This window comes from Streptomyces sp. NPDC048275 (genome assembly GCF_040652275.1).
Taxonomy (GTDB): domain Bacteria; phylum Actinomycetota; class Actinomycetes; order Streptomycetales; family Streptomycetaceae; genus Streptomyces.
Map to the genome: position 1 here is coordinate 1 of NZ_JBEZLR010000157.1, position 14,209 is coordinate 14,209.

Here is a 14,209-nt window from a genome sequence, read left to right on the forward strand (position 1 = left end):
GGGAGACCGGCGAGTGCGCTGAAGGAGAGGTTCGCGAGATATACCTGCTTGCCCTGATGCAGGAGGGAGAGAGCCAACGGCAGGCCGGAGTAGATATCGAAGCCGCCACCCGCGCCCGCGACGAGGATCCGTTCGGCATCGGCGAGCCGGGTGAACAGTGGGTTGGAGTGGAGGGACGTCATGACGATCATTGTCCGGGGACCCGGCCCCGGGCGCTCCCGAGTTCTCGACGCGACGACGAAGCCACGGAGTAACCGGAATCAAGACCTCCGCCCCTCGAGCGCACAGAGTCAACCTGTTGCGGCGATCGCCCTGGCTGACGCCCGCTCATAAGACGTCTGCCTCCGTCGGCGCTTCGGCCTCAGGTTCCCCGTTCAACAGCCGGTCACCTCGTCGAACCCACCGCGGTCCGGAGCCGTGAAGAAGCCGAAGGAGGCAGCCGTCGGCGGCGGTACGGTATCCGGCTCGGAGGGATTTGGTGGACTGCGGCAAAAGCGGGCCCGGATCAGGGGTGTTGACCGGTCATGACCACTGCTGACCATCTCGACCGCGCCGTCGCGGACCCGATCGGCCTGATCACAGACCTCATCGCCGACGTCGAGAAGGAACTCGGCTCCGAGGACATCCGGGCCGTGGTCACCGCGGTCGCGGGCGGCCGCGCGAAGTCACGGCGCCTGGCGGAGGCCCTGACGATGCGGCCCATGTCCTGACCGCCGGCCGGTCCCCGGCACCCCGCGCTTGGCTCCGCACCGGCACGGGACTGATGCCCAATGCGCCCAACTTGACCTTCAGCAGGGCAAGATCGCCGTCCCACCACTGCTCGCCCTCAGGAACCGATGGCGATTCCGCCTCTAGGGCGTTGAGCCTGGCGTGGGTTCGCTCGCTACGGCCGTGTGGACGACGAGCCCTCGGCCGCCTCCCGCACGGCCGGCCGTCTGCGCGCGACGGGAACGTCCCTACCGCGGGACTGTTCACAAGTGCCCCTGGCCAGAGAGGCGATGGAGATCGTTTCCCGGTGCTGTGGCGCTGCCGCTCGATATTTGGTTGGTGTTCGAACGGCTGCGCACGGCAGAGTGGCGTGGTGACTGAGCTGTGGGCGCACGCGCTGATCTGGGCAGAAGTGGATCCGTTGCGGCATCCGTTCGAGCTGGATGAAGATGCGGCGAAGGAGTTGGCTGGTCTTGTCGCGGCTTTGCTGCCCGACGCCGATGCCGCGGAGGAGAGGCGTTGGCGTTCGCTGGATCCCGTCACCGATTTTCTGGTGGACCGGTACGGCCGGTGGGCCTGCGGGTGGAACTGGTCGGTGGGTGAGGGCGACACCGACGGAGGAGTCGTCGGCGCGTGGTGCTGCGCCGCCGATTCCGTGACGGCGGCGGACGCAACCGCCCCGCTGGTCGTCGCGGCCCTGCTTGAATGGCGTGACTGGCTCGAGGATCTGGCGGAGCGCTTCTCCGCCATGGCACCGCCGTCGAACTCGCCTGCGTCCTCGGTGGATCCCTGGCACTGGGAGCGGGCGTGCACGCGACTGGTCACGGTGGTGGCCGACCGCACTCAGGCCGAGAGTGGCTGGTACGGGCACTGCATTCAGGTCCTCGAATGGTTCCTCGCCTACAACGGAATTGACGAGGAGCGAGCCAGGGAGATCGTGGAGAGCGCGGTCGGTGGCCGGTTCGGCAGCTGGATCGCACCAGACGTCGCTGTGGTCGAGGCGGTGAGCTCACAGTTCGCCCGGACCATGGGCGGACACCGATGAACTACGGGCCCTACCACCAAAACGACGCCCTCGCCGACTGGCTGCGCATCCGTACGGAGATCTCCTGGCCGCGCTGGAGCGGCGAGTACCCCGTCACCGAACCGCTGGCGCTTGACGGCTTCCGGGACTTCTTCACCGCGACATGCGGCGACCGCGACGCCGAACGGACCCCGCGGGTTCTGACCGCCCTCGACCGGGCTCTCGCCGACGCGGAGCAGGGCTCACAGTTGGCCTTCGCCCTCATGGCGAACTGGCAGCGGACCGTGCTGCACCGCAACGCCGTCGGCTTCCGCACGATGCCAGCCTTCGCGAAAGACGGACGGGAACGCTACGGCCTCGCGCCCGACACACACGCACGGTTCGAGCACTGCCTCGCCGAAAGCAGCCGCCCGGACCTGCCCCTCCCTTCACGCGCCGCCCGGACCTACCTCGATGTCCTCTTCTTCCATCCGTTCGAGGACGGCAACGCCCGCGCAGCCATGCTGGCGCTGGCCTTTGTCCTGGCCCGCGACGGCGTCTCCCTCGACCAAGTGCACCCGTTGCAGGCCACCCGCTGGGCCGACGACGCCGAAGGCGCGGCCGACCTGGCGGTGCTGCTCGGAATCCTGATCACCGCGGCGGGGCGCCGCCTGTCCAACGGGAGCCGGTCATGACCGGTCGCCAAGTTCGCGCCGTCACCGAGGACGGATCGGAGAGCATCCGCCGCGCCGGACTGCGCCCGACGCATACGCCTGCGGTGCTGATCACACGCGGCCGGATCGACCAGCAACTGGGGGTGCCGCCCCGGCCCCTTCCGGTGCCGTCAGCCCGCCGCCCGCCCGGATCGACGAACCGGTGTCGGCACGCGGACCGCCTCGAGGGGGCCGTCGAGCACGCGTCGGGTGGCGGGAACGGCAGTCGGTCGCTCATCGTTCCCCACCCCTGGCTTTCGCAGTGCCCTTTCCGGGGGCGGACCGCAACCAGGCGGTGATCCACCCGGCCTGCATCGCGGCGTCGAGGAGATACGTCGGCCTGATCCGTCCCTTGGGTACGTAGATCAATTCGACGGCCAGCAGAGTCAAGGCGGTGCCCAGACCGATGCGGCGGGCCTGGGCCGGACCTTGCGGGTCCGGAGCCGCCGCCAACTGGGCGAGACCGACTGAGACCAGCAGTCCGCCCGTCGTCTGCTGCAACCACACATCGGTCTTCGGCCCGAATACCCACTCGAAGCTGCACAGGTGCACGAGCGGCCACAGCCCACCTACGACGTTGAAAAGGCCCTGCCCGACCGCGATCGCGTCCGCAGATTCCTGATCTCTCGTCCTTTCCATACGTCACCCCTTCCCCTACGTCCCCCCTTCGTCTGGTCGGCGGGTACCTCTGGACGGGTGCCCTCACCCGGGGCCAGGGCCACCGTCGTCGTAACCCGGGTGAGTGCGGGTTTCCGGGGAACCGAACCGGACCCGAAACGCACGGGAGGCACCACAGGCGTCATCGCACCGAGGTCGTCGCCCTCGAAGACCGCCGACACCGTGTGGATCGGCCACAGGTCCTGGGCGCCGTACCATTCGCGGCGGTCCGCATGAGCACTGCCACGGGTGCGCACGCCGGTCAGCAACAGTCGGGCGGGAAAGTCCGTCAGCGTGCTCCATGCCGGCAGGCGGGCGAGCAGGCCGGGCACGACACGCAGCAACCACCCCAGGAGCCGTCGGTGGCCGACGGTGAAGCGCAGGCCGAGTGGCCCGGCCATGACGGTCCAGGTGTCGTCCGCGACGCTCACGTCGACCGGGACGACGTGCACGGTGTCGAAGATGTAGGTGCCGCTGATGAAATATGCCGTCTCGGGAGTGGGAGCGAGCAGCAGCCGTTCTCCGTCGGCCCGCTCCAGCATGACATCGCTGAACGGCCCGAACGGCGACCGTGGCCAGTGCCCCAGCACGATGCGCGTCCCGGCGGCGGTGCCCATGCCGGCGATCCAGCCGTCGAAGCGCAGCCGCGGGCGCCGCGTGGCCTCGCTGAGAATCCGGTTCATCCGCTCGCTTCCGCTCGAAGGTCCCGGGTGGGTCCGACAGACCGAGGCCCTGTCGTGTTCAGGCGCGGTCAGGAGGAACCCGCCTTGGGACACAGGGCCGGGACGCCCCCAGCCGTACGTGCCTGACCCCTTCCGAGAAACGCACGACGGGCTCGCCGAGCGGGGCTGGGAGCCCCGCCGCGGTGGCCAGCGTCTCCTCCAGCACCTCGACGGCGGAGTCGGCCAGGTGCCATGGCTCATGCTCCACGGGCGTCTCCCAGAGAAGACCCATCCGGCGGGTGTACGCCCGCCAGCGCGAGGTCAGCCACATGTCCCGCTCCGTCGGCTCGATCAGGTCGCCGGGGCGGACGACCAGACGGTAGGAGGCCCCACCGGTCCACCTCGAACCGGCGTACGTGACGGTGTCCCCGTTCGCGGAAACGCGCAGGGTCCCCGGGTTGTACGGAGCGCCGACCGCACGAGCCGCGACCATCAACGGGCAGGCGACCTCGATGGACAGGAACCAGAGTCCGTCCCGCCCGTTGTCCCTGCGCCGGACGTACGTCCGCAGGTTGGTCTCCGCGAAGCTCGGAAGCCCGGGTACCGCGGCGGGTACGCCGGAAGGGCGCATGTCCGCCATGACGAACGGGGTGAGACCCACCCAGGCGGCCCCGTCGTACTCGTCCACGACCAGTGTCTCCGGCACCAGAGCTTGAACAGCCTCCGGCCGGAAGGGCCAGTGGACGAACGTCTGCCTCAGCCAGCCGACCCGCAGCGCGGGCAAGCGCACCCTGTGTTCCGCTTCGTACGTCACCACAGGCCCCGGGTCCCCGCCTACGGTCCCACGGAAACGTACAGGACACGGGCGCAAAGAGTCCGCTGCCTGAAGACGCAACGCGGCGCTCCTCGGCTGTGGGGCGGCCTCAGGAGACGCGTGGATCACGGTTTCCTGAGCACTCAATGTGACGACAGAGGCAGGAGCACGTCAGCACTGGTCGAGGGCCCGGGCGGACGGGATGTGCTGACGGCGGCCTCTCGTGGGCCTCATGGAACGGAGATGGCTGATGGCCGCGGAAACGCTGGTGCCGACGCTGTTACTGACACCGCAGGTGCCCGTAGTGGGACACAGAGCTGTTGACGCGTGCCCTGTACCGGGAGGACATCACCCCCGCGACCGATGTGCTGGACCTCGGTACCGGCAGCGGCGCGGTCGCCGTGCAGGCGGCGCGTCTGGGCGCCCGGGTGACGGCCGTCGACATCTCGAGGCTGTCCGTCCTCACCGCGCGCGTCAACGCGTAACGGGTCCGCGTGCGGCGCGGTGACCTCACGACGGCCCTCGCGGGTCGCTCGTACGACCTGGTGGTCAGCAATCCGCCCTATGTACCTTCGCCGGCGGCCCGGCTGCCGCACCGGGCGGGCCAGGGGTTATTGCGTCCGCACCCTGCTCTCCGTCGTACGGTTCCTGGAGGCCGTCAGCGACGGTGTGCAGTAACTCGGCGCAGTCCTGGGGGCAGTCGCTCCCGTAGATGGCGGACACGGCGAGAGTAGGACGAGGCGTTCGCTTCGGCGCGCAGAGCCTGTACGCGCCCACGGCCGCACTCTTCGCCCTCGTCTACGGGTCGTGCACGGGCTTTGACATCCTGCACCGACTCCTGGAGACCCGTGGTGAAGACGCAACCCCCTCGGAAGAGCCATCCTTGGTACGGGAACAATCACGGATTCGGATCGTCTTTCACCCGCCGCCGGCGACGGGTGAGGACCGGTGGCCCACGGGTACTCGGGAGGCTGAGCGGTGGTGAAAGCACCGCCTACTCCACGGAGGGATGGTTCCATGACTCAGCATGTCAGCGATGTCATGACGCGTGCCCCGGTGACCGTCGCACCGCAGACCTCGGTGACGGTCGTGGCACGGATGATGCGGGACGAGAACATCGGTGCCGTTCTGGTCGCCGAGGGCGAGCAGTTGCGCGGTCTGGTCAGTGACCGTGACCTGGTGGTGCGTTCGATGGCCGAGGGCGGCGATCCGAACCAGATGACCGTGGCCCAAGCATGCAGCGACGACCTGGTCACACTGGGACCCGCCGACGACCTTGCCCGCGCGGTGGAGGTGATGCGCGAGCATTCGGTCCGCCGTGTTCCGGTCGTCGACGCAGGGCAGCACGCGGTGGGCATCGTCTCCCTCGGGGACCTGGCCATCGAGCGCGACCCCGAGTCGGCGCTCGGCGACATCAGCGCCGCGAGGCCCAACAAGTAATGCTGCCTCGTCCATAGAGGGCGGCCGAGTCGATCGGACCGCTCCTCTGGATCCAGTGACCATCACTGAGCCACGAAGGGAGCGTGTGCGATGACGACTCCTGATCCCGACCCGAGGCGAACTCCGGGAATCGAACCAGGCGGCGGTGTGCCCCCCGGTGAGACCCCACCAGCCGAAGGGGGAACTTACGGCATCTCGTATCCGCAGACCGAACTGCGCAAGGGGTGGGGTGCGATGCCACTCGTCCTGATCATGGGGGTGGTGGCGTTGATAGCGATCGGACTCATCGGCATGCTGGTGGTCCTGATCGCGTAACGCTTCCTGCGCATGCTCGGCTGCGCCGGCAGGCGTCGTCAGGGCGGTGGCTGCCGGCCTGCGGTCCCATCCGCAGCATCCCCCGTCAGAGGTTGAGCCGCCTGCATCACCTGCTGCAGCGTCCGCCCGACGTCGACGTCCCGGATGGCGGGCAAACCCGCGTCCTGTCCGCCGTCAAGAGCCTGCCCGGGCGGCGGTCAGAGCCCGATCCACGTCCGGGTCGCGGCCACATGATGCGTCGTCGCGAACAGGTCGATCGGAGCCCAGACGATCGATCCGCAGCACAAAGCTGCGACCTGCGGAAACGTTGAGCGCGATCCGACCACAGGGGGGCATCCCAGCACGAGTGGGTTCGGATGGCCAAGTTTCCCGCCGCTTTCCGGGCTTTTCGACGGCGCGCGGCTGGGGTGAGGCGGTGTGACCCTTCCGGCAAGTGACGGAGTTCAGGCCAGTGCGTTGACGGCTGCCGTGAACAGGCGTGGCAGGCGTGCGGCGGTGGGCATGATGTGTGGGGCGAGCACCGGCTGCTGCCGGGCCCTTACCAGGAGTTCGGTCAGGAACCGGTGGCGGCGGGTCGCATTCCTCCAGTCGGTTTCGTACCGGCTGGGCGTGCCACGACGCAGGTTGGCGACCAGAGCTTCGGCACCGGTGAGGGCGAGGGAGATGCCCTCACCGGTCAGCGCGTCGATGTATCCGGCCGCGTCGCCGACGAGCAGTACCCTCCCGTGGGCCCGAGTGCGGGCCCTCTGACGCAGCGGTCCGGCGCCTCGCACCGCGGTGACGGCAGCTTGTGGGCAGAGGCGGTCGGCCAGCTCGGGGAAGTTCTCGAGATGGGTGGTGAAGGGGGCTCGCTGGGTCGTCAGCATCGCGATGCCGACGAGTCGGGGGCCGAGCGGGGTGACGTACGCCTCCGTGTGCGTTCCCCAGTGCACCTCGACGTACGGGGACCACGGGGGTACCGCGTAGTGCCGGCGCAGCCCGTAACGGGGTGCGCCGCGGGTCCTCACTTCCAGGCCGAGCGAGCGGCGCACGAGTGAGTGCAGGCCGTCTGCGGCGACCAGCCACCGGGCGCGCAGCCCCGTCCCGGGGATGGTCACCCCTGTGGTGTCCTGCCGTACGTCCGTCACCCGCAGGGGCAGTACGGACACCCCGGCGGCCAGCACCGCCCGGTGCAGAATACTGTGCAGGTCGGTGCGGCGCGCACCGGTGCCGGGGCCGTGCCGGAACGCGGCCTGGACCTGGCGGGCCCCCTGGATGTAGCGGATCCCCGTGATCGGGTGACCGGGGACCTCCAGGCCGAGGGCGGCGAGGGAGCGAACGGCGCCGGGCATCAGTCCCTCACCGCATGCCTTGTCGACCGGCGCCCGGCGCGGCTCGGCGATGACGGTGTCGAGACCGGCGCGCGCGGCGTGCAGGGCAGTGATGAGACCGGCGGGTCCGCCTCCGACGATCAGCAGGTCGTGGCCGCCGCTCACGCGGGCACCGCTTGGGTGAGGGCCGCGTTCTCACAGCGGACACGGACCGCGAGCAGCACCGCGTTGGCCACGGTGAACACCGTGGCAGTCAGCCATGAGGAGTGCACCAGGGGCAGGGCGGCGACCTCCACAACGACCGCGAGGTAATTGGGGTGGCGCAGGAAACGGTAGGGCCCGGCGCCGACCAAGCGCGCTCCGGGAACGACGATGACCCGGGTGTTCCAGTACGGCCCGAGCGTGCCGATGCACCACCAGCGCAGGGCCTGTGCCAGTAGCGCGAGCGCCAGCATGGGCCACCCCAGAACGGGCAGGAACGGCCGCTCGGCGAGCAGGGGTTCGCACAGACAGCACGCGAGCAGACCCGTGTGCAGGGCGACCATGACGGGGTAGTGGCCACGACCGTGCTCGACACCGGCGCGGAAGAGCGTCCATGTCGCGTTGCGCCGGGCGACGACCAGTTCGGCGACGCGTTCGGCGGCGACGGCGAAGACGAGAAGCGCATACCACAACATAAGGCCCCTCACCAGCGCAACAGGACGAGTTCGGAACAAAATCCCGGGCCCATCGCCAGCAGCAGCCCCCACGTACCGGGCGCGGGTCGACGTGATTCGCGGATGCTCTGCAGGATGTGCAGTACCGACACGGATGACATGTTCCCCACCGTCGCGAGGGAGCGCCGTGCGGAGTCCAGGGCGTCGCCGGGCAGGCCGAGGGTGTCGCTCACCGCGGAGAGGATCCTGGGGCCTCCCGGGTGGCACACCCAGGTTCCGATGTCATCGGTGGTCAGGCCGTGTTCAGCCAGGAAGGCACGCAAGTGTCGGCCAAAGTGGTCCCTGACGATGCCGGGAACACCGGCATCGATCACGACGCGGAATCCGTTGGCGCCGATGTCCCATCCCAGGAGCTGTTCGGTGTCCGGATACAGGCGGCTGCGCGTGGCGACCACGAAGGGCCCGACTGCGTCCGGTCGGGCACTGCCACTGCCACGTGCGATGAGCGCTGCCGCGCCGTCACCGAACAGGGCGCCGGCAACGAGGTTGGCGCGGGAGCCGTCGCCCTGCTGGAGCGTCAGCGAGCACAGTTCGACGGTGAGCAGCACGGCGGTGTCGTTGGGGTGCCCGCGAAGGTAGTCGTGCACCCGGGCGAGGCCGGCGGCGCCCGCGACACAGCCGAGGCCGAAGACAGGAAGTCTTTTGACGTCGGGCCGCAGCCCCATGCGCCCGGCAAGCCGGGCGTCGAGCGAGGGAGCGGCGACGCCGGTGATGGAGACGCACACCAGCAGGTCGATATCGGCCGGTCCGAGCCCCGCCTCCTGCAGCGCGCCGGTGAGGGCTTCCTCGCCCAGTTCGAGGCCCGCCGCCATCCATGCGGCGTTGCTGTGCCCGAAGTCGCCGAGAAGAACGGCGTACCGGTCGATCGGCAGGGTGAGATGACGCGTACGCACCCCGGCAGCCGCGTGGAGCCGGCGCAGCACGGCGCGGTCCGCTCCCGGGGGCAGGCACAGGTCGCCAATCGGCTCGGTGAGGTCCTCTTGGGCGTAACGGTGCGGCGGCAGCACGGTACGGACGGCTGCGATGGTGGTGGCTGTTGCAGGCACGGCCGTCCGGTGCGCCGCGGTGGGCGGGGAAGGGGCATGCTCGACGATCACGGGGACACGCATGTCGTTCATGCCTTCCTCGCCTGGGACACCCGATTACCCTGCGTACGTGTCTCTCCACTCGTCTGGGGTCCTCTCGCGCACGACACACCGTGTCCCGGCGTTGCTGCGCTCCTGCCACCCGGAGCCGACGGTCGCCGTGACCGTGTTCGTAACGGTCATGGCCCTGGTGGCGGGCCGCGGGGCGGCCGGGTCGGTGGCGGTAGCCGTGGCCGTGCTGGCCGGTCAGCTCTCGATCGGCTGGTGCAACGACGCGGCCGATGCCCAGCGCGACATGACCTGCGGGCGCCGCGACAAGCCGGTGGGCACCGGCGAGCTCCCGCGCTGGACGGCGGCCGCCGCGGCCGGGACGGCCTTGGGGTTGTGCGTGCCGCTGTCGCTGCTGAGCGGGGTCGCCGCGGGAGCGGCACACCTGGGGGGCGTGGCCGCCGGCTGGACGTACAACCTCCGCCTGAAGCACACGATGCTGTCACCGTTGCCCTATGCCGCGGGCTTCGGCTCGCTGCCGGCCTTCGTCACCCTCGGTCTGCCCTCGCCGTCCTGGCCCACCTGGTGGGCGGTGACTGCCGGGGCCCTGCTGGGAGCAGGAGCCCACCTTTCGAACGTGCTTCCGGACATCGAGGACGACCTTGCGACCGGTGTGCGCGGGCTGCCACAGCGGCTGGGCCGTCCGGCCTGCCGGTGGCTGGCGCCGTTCGTGATGCTGACGGCCGTGGGCGTTATCGTCGTGGGACGGCCTGGGCCGGTCGGAGTCACGGGCTGGGCACTGGCAGCGGTGGCCGTATTCGTCGCGGTCACGGGTACGGCTGTGCCGTCGAAGCCCGGCAGCCGGTGGCCGTTCCGAGCGGCAATCGTGGTGGCCGGCATCGCTGTGGCCCAACTCCTGCTCCACGGCTCGGACATGGCCTGATGGCAGGCAGCATGTTCCACGTCTCGTACACGCTCCAAGGAACGTGGCGGCTGCTGAGGCGGCACGGCTGGTCGTGGCAGCAGCCCGCCCGCCGGGCCATTGAACGCGACGACACGGCGGTCGAGTTGTGGAAGAAGGACGTCCGCGGGTAAAAGCACCGCGGCGGCGCTCGGTGCCTGGATCGTCTTCCAGGACGAGGCCGGCCAGTCGCTGACGCCGCCGCGCTCCAGGACCTGGGGCCGCCGGGGGGCTGCACACCCGTGGTGCGGGTACGGGTAAGAGGAACGGGCCGGGTGTCGATGGCGGGGATGGTCTGCTACCAGCCGGGCCGCCGCTCGCGGATGTTCTACGCAGTACGCGAGTACCGGGGCCGCCTGGGGCAGCCGAAGGGCTTCGGCTGGCGGAACCTGCGCGACCTGGTCGTGCGGGCCCGCGTTCAGCTCGGCGGGCCCATCGTGCTCGTCTGGGACAACGTGCGCCTCCATCTCACTGCCGGTATGCGGGAGTTCATCGCGTGGCGACGAGGTACGACAAGCGCGCCTACGTCTTCCACGGCACCGTCACGGTCGCATCGATACGCCTGTGGCTCCGCTCCTGACCAGCCGCCAGAACTCAGCGCATCCAGCTAGGAGTTTCGACACCCGTGAAGGCGTTCCAGGCACGGCAGTAAGCACGGGATTGCGGGCCTACGGCCGCCCAGACGGAGTTGAGGTCGAGCCCCTTGTCCCAGGCGTTCAACAGCGCCTCAAAGAAGCCGGTGGCAACGGCGTCCCTCTCGTCATCACCACCCTTCACCAGGACCTCCTCCAGGAGACGAAACAGCCGCTGGGTCTGCTCCGCCGTGAACTCGGCCGCGTGCTCGCCGTAGGCGCTCCCCAGAGTGCCCAGCCGAATCGTCAATGGCGGAACGTCGTCCTGATCCTCCGCAACGATGTCGCCAACGACACCTCGCCAGCTCTCGGCCTCGGCACGGTCAGCATCCACCAGGATGTCGCTGACGCCTACCAGTTCTTCCCACCACGGCGGTATCGCCACCTGGGACCTCCCTATGTAGTCAGGTCCCTAGCATCCCCCACAGCCCCAACCAGACCGCTGGCAGTGCCTCATCGCTTGACCATGATCCGTCGGACAGGTCCTAGCAGGCAAGCTGCTCCTCGAGTCCGGGCGGAGTACCGAAGGCCCGTGCGTGTGAGGGTGCGGAGGCCAGGTCTTCTTCGGCCCAGACGACCTTGCCGCCCGATACCGAGCGGGTGCCCCATCTGCGGGACAGCTGGGCGACCAGGAAGAGGCCGCGGCCGTTCTCGTCGATGGTGCGTGCGCGAGACTGACGTGGGTAGCAGTCGCTGGCATCGAACACTTCGCAGGTCAGGACTTGGTGCTTGATCAGACGCAGACTGATCGGCCCGGTGCCGTGACGGACGGCGTTGGTGACCAGTTCGCTGACGATCAGCTTCGTGGAGTCCTCGAGACCTTCCAGGCCCCATTCGGCCAGCTGGCGGGCTGCCATGTGCCGGGCACTGCGGACAGCGGTCTGGTCACTCGGCAGCGTCCAGGAGGCCACCTGGGCGGGGCTGAGTGAGCGGGTCCGCACCAGGAGCAGGGTGACGTCGTCGAACGGTGCCTGATCCGGGAAGGTCTCCGTCGCGCGGGCGCAGAGGTCTTCCAGGGATCGATCCGGTTGTGCCAGGGCGGTGCCCAGGCGGCGCATCCCCACGTCGATGTCGTGATCGCGGGTCTCGATCAGGCCGTCGGTGTACAGGGCGAGGAGACTTCCCTCGGGCAGTTCCAACTCCACGGCCTCGAAGTGGGCCCCCAGCCCGATGCCGAGTGGGGCTCCGGTGGGAAGGTCGGGGAAGGTGACCCGGCCCTGCGGGTCGATGATCGCGGGCGGGGGGTGCCCGGCCCGCGCCATGGCGCACCGGCGGGTGACCGGGTCGTAGACGGCATACAGACAGGTGGCGCCCAGCATCGCGGGGGTCTGGTCGGGGGCGTCGGCGCCTTCCTCGGCCAGTCGCTGGACCGTGTCATCGAGGCGGGCCAGCAGTTCGTCCGGGGGCAGCTCCATGTCGGCGAGCGTGTGTACGGCGGTGCGGAGCCTGCCCATGGTCACGGCTGCGTTGATGCCGTGACCGATCACATCGCCGACGACGAGGGCCACCCGGGCGCCGGACAGCGGGATCACATCGAACCAGTCGCCCCCGACGCCGTTGTCCATGTCGGCGGGCAGGTAGCACGAGGCCGCCTCGACCGCCACGCCGCCCCTCAAACGGCGGGGCAGCAGGTTGCGTTGAAGCGCGAGGCACGTGGTGTGTTCGCGAGCGTTGTTCAACGACAGTGCGGCGCGACTGACGAGCTCTTCGGCGAGAAGCAGATCCACTTCCTGGAACGGCACCGGGTCCTCGGTGCGGATGAACAACACCACGCCCAGCAGGGCGCGCCGCGCACGGATGGGTACGATCATCACGGAGTGCATGCCGTGCTGATGGATCTTCTGCGCCCGCACCGGGTCCTCATCGATCCACGTGCCCGGAGCCGTGTCCAGGAGCGGCTCCAGGTGGGGCCTCCCGGTGCGCACGACATCGGTGAGGGGTGCGGCGGGCGTCATGGGCACGCGGTCACCGCGCACCCAAGGGGATTCCGGGACCCCTTGGTGGATCGAGGCCAGACCGGCACGTCGGAGCACCGGGAGGCGCCCGTCCATCGAGCCGGTGCGGACCGGGGGCCCCTCGCCGAACGAGACCGACTGCTCCAGGTCGACGACGGCGAAGTCGGCGAGCAGGGGCACCGCAAGATCGGCCAGTTCCTGGCCGGTCTGCATCACGTCCTGGGTCCTGCCAAGGCGCGTACTGGCTTCACCGAGGATGGCGAGGCGCTCGCGCGCGTGCCGGCTCTCGGTGACATCGACGTTGATGGTGCACACCCCCAGCGCTTGGCCGTCGGCGTCCTGAAGGCAGAAGAACGAAGCCGCCATTGTGTGCTCCTGGCGCGGACTCGTTGACGGCCACATCCGGTACTGGTGGACCTTGGTGGTGCCGCTGTGGAGTACCTGCCGCATCGCTGCCTCGACTGCTTCGGCCTTGACACCGGGCAGCACATCGGTGAATCGCCGTCCGAGCCGTCGGTCAAGGGAAATGCCGTCGTGGCACTCCATCGTGTCGTTCACCCAGGTGCAGCGCAGTTGCGGGTCACGAACGACGATGCCGATCGGTGCGCGGGTAAGGAGCGACTCCCGCACCGATCCGTTCATTGCCTGTGGGGAGAGCGTGCCATTGCCGGTCACGGAGATGAGCCACCGGACTGTTCCGTCCTGCCCCCACAGCATCGAGACCCGCAGGTTGATGTCGAGCATGCGGCCGTCTCGGTGACGCACCGCCGTCGTCCTCGACCAGCCATTTCGGGCACGGCACCGCTCGACGAACGCCGCTGTCGTCGGCGCTTCCTCGGGAAATGGCAGGACCAGTGCGACAGAGCGGCCCACCACGTCCCCGGCGGAGTACCCGACGAGCCGCTCGGCGGCCTGCGTCCATGCGACCACCGTCCCGTGCTCGTCGAACATCGCGACTGCCGACTCGGACGTCTCACGCGTGTTCAGTTGATTACTGAGTATTACGTTGCCGGTACTGCTCATCGAACTGTCGCCTTCAGGTAGGTGGGGGGAGGGGTGGTAGGGGCTGCGGCTACCGAGACCACGGCGGGGCGGACGGCTTGAGCGGCGTGTGTCTCATCTCCGTTCTCGATTCCAGCGACGGCCTGCGAGCCGTCCGGTTCCACCCGTCACGGCGATCGTCATGTCCATCACACTTTCCTGGCGGGGCCGGTCCCTTTCAGGCTCTGTCCGGCCGGGCCACCGGACCC

The 14,209-nt window shown here is 69.3% G+C and carries 15 protein-coding genes and 3 pseudogenes; 9 read left to right on the forward strand and 9 right to left on the reverse strand.

Annotated features, from left to right (window positions below):
* Window positions 1–182, reverse strand: a pseudogene (locus tag AB0D57_RS45155) (hypothetical protein); the annotation flags it as partial.
* Window positions 183–524: 342 nt separating this feature from the next.
* Between AB0D57_RS45155 and AB0D57_RS45160 the strand changes: the two are divergent.
* From AB0D57_RS45160 to AB0D57_RS45175, 4 genes are all read left to right on the forward strand, one after another.
* On the forward strand, window positions 525–710 hold the full coding sequence (locus AB0D57_RS45160) for a hypothetical protein (protein WP_362088203.1): 186 nt from the start codon (window positions 525–527) through the stop codon (window positions 708–710).
* A gap of 305 nt (window positions 711–1,015) precedes the next feature.
* A complete protein-coding gene (locus tag AB0D57_RS45165) occupies window positions 1,016–1,753 on the forward strand; it encodes a hypothetical protein (RefSeq protein ID WP_362088205.1) in 738 nt (245 codons plus the stop codon).
* The gene (locus AB0D57_RS45170; protein WP_362088207.1) at window positions 1,750–2,406 is read left to right on the forward strand and encodes a Fic family protein; all 657 of its coding nucleotides are present in this window, start codon (window positions 1,750–1,752) and stop codon (window positions 2,404–2,406) included. The genes AB0D57_RS45165 and AB0D57_RS45170 overlap by 4 nt, the downstream gene beginning before the upstream one ends.
* A complete protein-coding gene (locus tag AB0D57_RS45175) occupies window positions 2,403–2,723 on the forward strand; it encodes a DUF5958 family protein (protein WP_362088209.1) in 321 nt (106 codons plus the stop codon). Before AB0D57_RS45170 ends, AB0D57_RS45175 begins: the two co-directional genes overlap by 4 nt.
* Here AB0D57_RS45175 and AB0D57_RS45180 read toward each other — a convergent pair.
* From AB0D57_RS45180 to AB0D57_RS45190, 3 genes are read right to left on the reverse strand one after another with little or no spacing between them, the layout of a single operon-like run.
* On the reverse strand, window positions 2,659–2,976 hold the full coding sequence (locus tag AB0D57_RS45180; protein ID WP_362088211.1) for a hypothetical protein: 318 nt from the start codon (window positions 2,974–2,976) through the stop codon (window positions 2,659–2,661). The genes AB0D57_RS45175 and AB0D57_RS45180 overlap by 65 nt on opposite strands.
* 17 nt (window positions 2,977–2,993) lie before the next feature.
* Complete coding sequence (locus AB0D57_RS45185; RefSeq protein WP_362088213.1) at window positions 2,994–3,764, reverse strand: hypothetical protein; 771 nt, start codon at window positions 3,762–3,764, stop codon at window positions 2,994–2,996.
* Between the two features lie 58 nt (window positions 3,765–3,822).
* Window positions 3,823–4,533 (reverse strand): DUF2071 domain-containing protein, encoded by a 711-nt coding sequence (locus AB0D57_RS45190; protein ID WP_362088215.1) that lies wholly within the window; start codon window positions 4,531–4,533, stop codon window positions 3,823–3,825.
* 341 nt (window positions 4,534–4,874) lie between these two features.
* Between AB0D57_RS45190 and AB0D57_RS45195 the strand changes: the two are divergent.
* The 3 genes and pseudogenes from AB0D57_RS45195 to AB0D57_RS45205 all read left to right on the forward strand — a co-directional run.
* Window positions 4,875–5,135 (forward strand): annotated as a pseudogene (locus AB0D57_RS45195) (methyltransferase); the annotation flags it as partial.
* Between the two features lie 439 nt (window positions 5,136–5,574).
* The gene (locus AB0D57_RS45200; protein WP_362088218.1) at window positions 5,575–5,997 is read left to right on the forward strand and encodes a CBS domain-containing protein; all 423 of its coding nucleotides are present in this window, start codon (window positions 5,575–5,577) and stop codon (window positions 5,995–5,997) included.
* A 90-nt stretch (window positions 5,998–6,087) separates the two neighbouring features.
* Window positions 6,088–6,312, forward strand: a complete 225-nt coding sequence (locus tag AB0D57_RS45205) for a DUF6480 family protein (RefSeq protein ID WP_362088220.1) — start codon at window positions 6,088–6,090, stop codon at window positions 6,310–6,312.
* Between the two features lie 443 nt (window positions 6,313–6,755).
* Here the strand turns inward: AB0D57_RS45205 and AB0D57_RS45210 are convergent, their stop codons facing one another.
* From AB0D57_RS45210 to AB0D57_RS45220, 3 genes are read right to left on the reverse strand one after another with little or no spacing between them, the layout of a single operon-like run.
* Window positions 6,756–7,787, reverse strand: a complete 1,032-nt coding sequence (locus AB0D57_RS45210; protein ID WP_362088222.1) for an NAD(P)/FAD-dependent oxidoreductase — start codon at window positions 7,785–7,787, stop codon at window positions 6,756–6,758.
* Window positions 7,784–8,299 (reverse strand): isoprenylcysteine carboxylmethyltransferase family protein, encoded by a 516-nt coding sequence (locus AB0D57_RS45215; protein WP_362088224.1) that lies wholly within the window; start codon window positions 8,297–8,299, stop codon window positions 7,784–7,786. The genes AB0D57_RS45210 and AB0D57_RS45215 overlap by 4 nt, the downstream gene beginning before the upstream one ends.
* Window positions 8,300–8,307: 8 nt before the next feature.
* Window positions 8,308–9,456 (reverse strand): 3-oxoacyl-[acyl-carrier-protein] synthase III C-terminal domain-containing protein, encoded by a 1,149-nt coding sequence (locus tag AB0D57_RS45220; protein ID WP_362088226.1) that lies wholly within the window; start codon window positions 9,454–9,456, stop codon window positions 8,308–8,310.
* A gap of 37 nt (window positions 9,457–9,493) precedes the next feature.
* On the opposite strand from AB0D57_RS45220, the gene AB0D57_RS45225 reads away from it, so the two are divergent.
* The gene (locus AB0D57_RS45225) at window positions 9,494–10,354 is read left to right on the forward strand and encodes a UbiA family prenyltransferase (RefSeq protein WP_362088228.1); all 861 of its coding nucleotides are present in this window, start codon (window positions 9,494–9,496) and stop codon (window positions 10,352–10,354) included.
* Between the two features lie 14 nt (window positions 10,355–10,368).
* A pseudogene (locus tag AB0D57_RS45230) lies at window positions 10,369–10,568 on the forward strand (winged helix-turn-helix domain-containing protein); the annotation flags it as partial.
* 398 nt (window positions 10,569–10,966) lie between these two features.
* Here AB0D57_RS45230 and AB0D57_RS45235 read toward each other — a convergent pair.
* Both AB0D57_RS45235 and AB0D57_RS45240 read right to left on the reverse strand, forming a co-directional pair.
* Window positions 10,967–11,389 (reverse strand): hypothetical protein, encoded by a 423-nt coding sequence (locus tag AB0D57_RS45235; protein ID WP_362088230.1) that lies wholly within the window; start codon window positions 11,387–11,389, stop codon window positions 10,967–10,969.
* A 100-nt stretch (window positions 11,390–11,489) separates the two neighbouring features.
* The gene (locus AB0D57_RS45240) at window positions 11,490–13,982 is read right to left on the reverse strand and encodes a SpoIIE family protein phosphatase (RefSeq protein ID WP_362088232.1); all 2,493 of its coding nucleotides are present in this window, start codon (window positions 13,980–13,982) and stop codon (window positions 11,490–11,492) included.
* Window positions 13,983–14,209 lie beyond the last annotated feature (227 nt).

What these genes read in the sequence shown, in the direction of transcription:
- AB0D57_RS45160 (WP_362088203.1), top strand. Translation starts at nt 525, where the DNA reads ATGACCACTGCTGACCATCTCGACCGCGCCGTCGCGGACCCGATCGGC.
- AB0D57_RS45170 (WP_362088207.1), top strand. Translation starts at nt 1,750, where the DNA reads ATGAACTACGGGCCCTACCACCAAAACGACGCCCTCGCCGACTGGCTG.
- AB0D57_RS45175 (WP_362088209.1), top strand. Translation starts at nt 2,403, where the DNA reads ATGACCGGTCGCCAAGTTCGCGCCGTCACCGAGGACGGATCGGAGAGC.
- AB0D57_RS45185 (WP_362088213.1), bottom strand. Translation starts at nt 3,764, where the DNA reads ATGAACCGGATTCTCAGCGAGGCCACGCGGCGCCCGCGGCTGCGCTTC.
- AB0D57_RS45200 (WP_362088218.1), top strand. Translation starts at nt 5,575, where the DNA reads ATGACTCAGCATGTCAGCGATGTCATGACGCGTGCCCCGGTGACCGTC.
- AB0D57_RS45205 (WP_362088220.1), top strand. Translation starts at nt 6,088, where the DNA reads ATGACGACTCCTGATCCCGACCCGAGGCGAACTCCGGGAATCGAACCA.
- AB0D57_RS45215 (WP_362088224.1), bottom strand. Translation starts at nt 8,299, where the DNA reads ATGTTGTGGTATGCGCTTCTCGTCTTCGCCGTCGCCGCCGAACGCGTC.
- AB0D57_RS45220 (WP_362088226.1), bottom strand. Translation starts at nt 9,456, where the DNA reads ATGAACGACATGCGTGTCCCCGTGATCGTCGAGCATGCCCCTTCCCCG.
- AB0D57_RS45240 (WP_362088232.1), bottom strand. Translation starts at nt 13,982, where the DNA reads ATGAGCAGTACCGGCAACGTAATACTCAGTAATCAACTGAACACGCGT.